Source organism: Solihabitans fulvus (assembly GCF_008386585.1).
GTDB lineage: Bacteria > Actinomycetota > Actinomycetes > Mycobacteriales > Pseudonocardiaceae > Solihabitans > Solihabitans fulvus.
In genome coordinates this window covers 1-3,652 of the sequence record NZ_VUOB01000111.1, presented here as the reverse complement: position 1 = coordinate 3,652, position 3,652 = coordinate 1, and the positions used below count along the sequence as shown (strand labels likewise).

Genomic DNA, 3,652 nt, shown 5'->3' with positions numbered 1-3,652 from the left:
GAACTGGGTGATGTACTTCGTGCTGTCACACGGCCAGGGCACGTCCTGCTGACCAGGCTGCAACGGTGCGCCGACGGAGTGCAGCGCCCTCACGAACTCCTCGTCCGCGCCGAACCGCGCCAACGCCTTGGTGCCCATGCGGGTCATGATGTGCATGGAGACCACGACGTACTCGGAGTCGGTGATCTGCGCGCCGAGCATGGGCTTGTCCGCGGTCAGCGGTCCCATGCAGAACGGGATCACGTACATCGTGCGGCCACGCATGCAGCCCCGGTAGTGCTCGGTCATGATGACCTTCATGTCGACCGGGTCCATCCAGTTGTTGGTGGGTCCCGCGTCGGCCTCGTTCTCCGAACAGATGAAGGTCCGCTCCTCGACCCGCGCGACGTCGGAGGGGTCCGAGGCGCACCAGAACGAGTTCGGTTTCGCCTGGAGGCGGACGAAGGTGCCTGCGTCGACCAGCGTGGTGGTCAGCCGCCGCCACTCGTCGTCCGAGCCGTCACACCACACCACCCGGTCCGGCGTGGTCAGCTCCGCCACCTCGCGCACCCAGGCGACAAGCCGCTGGTGGTTGGTGGGCGCCTGATCCAGACCGGGAATGGTCACTGTGGTCATCCTGTCTCCATTGTCAGGGTGCCGAAGCACCACAGGAACAAACGCGAATGAATGCAAACAGGGTAGCGGCCGGTCGCCGTCTCGACGGCTTCCACAAGAGTGTCTTTCGCCTCACTCAAACGATTCACAAACCGATCAAGAAGCCGGTGCGAGAATGGCACTCAAGGACGCGTGAAGAACGGCAGAACCAGGCAACAGTGCAGGTCGAGCGTCTCGTGACCGACAGCTTCGACCCTCGCTCTGTGCGCGCACAAATAATGTCGACGCCGCGTTGTCCGACGTCGTTCGGTGAATGCGTTCGCCGCTTGGCCGGTGTTTGTCTCCCTATTGCCGCTGCCTGTTTTCCACAGTCGCCAGCGCGGCACGGGCCACAGCCGCCGACAGGCCGGGGGTCGACAGCTCGGGAAGTAGCCGATCCGGCGGAGTGGCTTCCATCAGGACCCGCACGCAGGCCATCGCGAGCTCCACCTCGACGTCCTCGCCGCCGTCGCGCAGCGGCGCGGGGGCCGACACCGCGGCGGTCAGCAACCCCGGCAGCGCCAGCAGCGGGCTCTCGCCGTCGGGCGCGATCACGGTCACCGGGTCGTGCCAGGAGGCGGAGTGCGCCAGCGCGGCGGCGCGGTCGACCAGGTCGATCACCGCCGTGGCGCCCCGGGCGATCCGAGACAGCGGGAAGGCCACCGCGTCGGTGGTGTCCCAGCTCACGATGTCGCCGACTCCGGCGGCCATCAACAGCCGGGTCAACCCAGGCACCCGAGCGGCGCCGGCGACCACGACCCGACTGGCCCGGGGCGGTGTGTCCGTGCGGCGCAGCGCGGTGAGCAGGGCGGCGGTCAGCGCGACCGTGGTGGTGTCCTGCTCGGTGACCACCGGGACACAGCCTGCCGCGCGCAGCGCCTGCTGCGCGGCACGAGCCCGGGCCGGGTCGGTGCGCAGCAGGGCGATCGCGCCGATGTCCACCGGCAGGCTGCGCAGGCTCGCGGCCAACTGCCGCGCGTCGGCGGCGGCCACCGGCAACGCGATCGCGTCCAGCCCGGCCAGCTCACGCAGTAGCGCGGCGCAGCCGCCCAACGCCGGCAGCAGCGGCAACCGGTCGTGGCCGGTGGACAGTGCGCTGCCGTCGCTGACCACGGCCACCGCGGCCGACACCCGAGCGGCCGTCACGAGGCGTGCTCCGCACGTAGCTCCGCCAACAGCGTGGCGTGGTCGGTCAACACCTCGGCGAGAATGCCGCGCGCCACGGCCAGCAGGTCGGCGACCTCGGGGGTGCGCAGCGCGTAGGTCGTCGTGCCGCCTTCTCGGACCGCGGTGACCAGGCCGCGCTGGCGCAGCACCGCCAGGTGCTGGGACAGCCGGGACGCCTCGACCGGGATCTCGGCCAGCAGCTCGTGCACGGCGCGCGGACCGTCTCGCAGCAGCTCCAGCGTCCGGATCCGCACGGGATGTCCCAGCGCGCGGAAGAACTCGGCCTTGACCTCGTAGAGCGGGACCGGCATGACGTCAGCTCGCCTCACTCTCGAGGATCTGCCGTACCGACGGGTGCACCCAGTCGCGGGTGTCCACGGCGTGCCGTTCGGCGATCTCCAGCAGATCCCGCAGGCGCGCCAGGTGCAGCCGCACCTCGTGGGGGTGCCGGGCGGCCTGGGCCGCGGTCAGCGCCCGCTGGGTCTCGCGAACCTGCTCGCGCAGTGTCGTGACGAACTCGCTCACCGGCCCGCGTCCCCTTCCCCGTAACTAGCAAGCTCATCATGTCGTTAGTTAACAAAATACGCAAGTACGCAGTCGCGTATACTGTGGATCGTGCCACGCAAGCGACCCCATCCGATCCTGTGGATCTGGTACGCGTTCGGGGGCCGGTTGCCCCAGCGGTACCGGACCTGGGTGCTCCACGACATCACCTGCCGCACCTGGGTGCTGCGCCACATCCTGCGCGGCCTGGTCCAGATGTCGCCGGTGTTCCTGGTGCTCCTGCTGCCCGGCGAACTGTGGATCCGGCTGCTGGCGTGCCTGCTGGGCGTGCTCGTGGGCTACTTCTACGTCCTGGCCTACATGCTGGAGACCACCGAGCAACGGCTGGTCAAGTGCGGCTACCCGCGCGGCACCGGCCGCGACACCCGCGCCTCGGCGCGCGCCGAGGACGACGAACGGTGCCGGGCCTTGTACAACGCCCGCTACCGCTCGGGCGAGTGACCAGTTCGGTCACCTGACCACCTGGGCGTTCAACGGCTGGCGGCTTGCGCGGAGGTGCTCGGGAAGTCTGGTCCTGTCGTCATGCCACTACCGCAGCCCGCGCGGGCTCAGTCCACCGTGCCGCGCAGACCCCGCACCAAACCTCGCCGTCGGCCTGCACGACCACGATGCGGATGCGGATGCGGATTACCGGGATCATCGCGCACGGCACCTCCGACGGCACGTCAGCGGGGTTCGGGGAACAGGCCGGTGACCGAGCCATCCTCGAAGACCTCCCGGATCGCGCGCGCCAGCAGCGGGGCCACCGACAGCACCGTCAACCCAGGGAATCGCTCATGTTCGGGGATGGGCAGGGTGTTGGTGACGATGATCTCGCGGGCGCCGCACCCCGTCAGGCGCGTGGCCGCCCGGTCTGACAGCACGCCGTGGGTGGCGGCGACCACCACCTCGGCGGCACCCGCCGCCCGCAGCGCCTCCACCGCCTCGACAACAGTGCTCCCGGTGTCGATCATGTCGTCGACCAGCACGCAGACTCGACCGCGGACCTCACCCACCACGCGGTGGGTGTCGTGCTGGTGGGGGCGTAGCGGGTCGCGGGTCTTGTGGATGATGGCGATCGGGCAGTCGTCGAGGTCCCGCGCCCATTGCTCGGCCAGTCGCACCCGGCCTGCGTCTGGGGACACCACCGCGAGGTCCGCGCCCGCGTAGGTCTCGCGGACGTGGGCGGCCAGCAATGACTGCGCGAACAGGTGGTCAACCGGATACTCAGACAGGCCCTGGATCTGGGCGGTGTGCAGGTCCACCGTCATGATCCGGTCCGCGCCAGCCGTCTTGAACAGGTCGGCGA

The 3,652-nt window shown here is 69.6% G+C and carries 5 protein-coding genes and 1 pseudogene; 1 reads left to right on the top strand and 5 read right to left on the bottom strand.

Annotated features, from left to right (window positions below):
• From F0L68_RS44005 to F0L68_RS40145, 4 genes and pseudogenes are all read right to left on the bottom strand, one after another.
• Nucleotides 1-615, bottom strand: a pseudogene (locus F0L68_RS44005) (phosphoenolpyruvate carboxykinase (GTP)); the annotation flags it as partial.
• 324 nt (nt 616-939) lie between these two features.
• Entirely contained in the window at nt 940-1,779 is an 840-nt protein-coding gene (locus tag F0L68_RS40155) for a hypothetical protein (RefSeq protein ID WP_149855168.1), read from the bottom strand.
• A complete protein-coding gene (locus F0L68_RS40150; protein WP_149855167.1) occupies nt 1,776-2,111 on the bottom strand; it encodes an ArsR/SmtB family transcription factor in 336 nt (111 codons plus the stop codon). The genes F0L68_RS40155 and F0L68_RS40150 overlap by 4 nt, the downstream gene beginning before the upstream one ends.
• 4 nt (nt 2,112-2,115) lie before the next feature.
• Nucleotides 2,116-2,325: a hypothetical protein gene (locus tag F0L68_RS40145; protein ID WP_149855166.1), complete on the bottom strand. Its 210-nt coding sequence runs from the start codon at nt 2,323-2,325 to the stop codon at nt 2,116-2,118.
• A gap of 90 nt (nt 2,326-2,415) precedes the next feature.
• Here F0L68_RS40145 and F0L68_RS40140 point away from each other — a divergent pair, with 90 nt between their 5' ends.
• Entirely contained in the window at nt 2,416-2,805 is a 390-nt protein-coding gene (locus F0L68_RS40140; RefSeq protein ID WP_188317099.1) for a DUF5313 family protein, read from the top strand.
• A gap of 224 nt (nt 2,806-3,029) precedes the next feature.
• Here the strand turns inward: F0L68_RS40140 and prs are convergent.
• Nucleotides 3,030-3,652 (bottom strand): ribose-phosphate diphosphokinase (gene prs / locus F0L68_RS40135; protein WP_149855164.1); only part of this gene is annotated, 623 nt, incomplete at its 5' end.

What these genes read in the sequence shown, in the direction of transcription:
- F0L68_RS40150 (WP_149855167.1), bottom strand. Translation starts at nt 2,111, where the DNA reads ATGCCGGTCCCGCTCTACGAGGTCAAGGCCGAGTTCTTCCGCGCGCTG.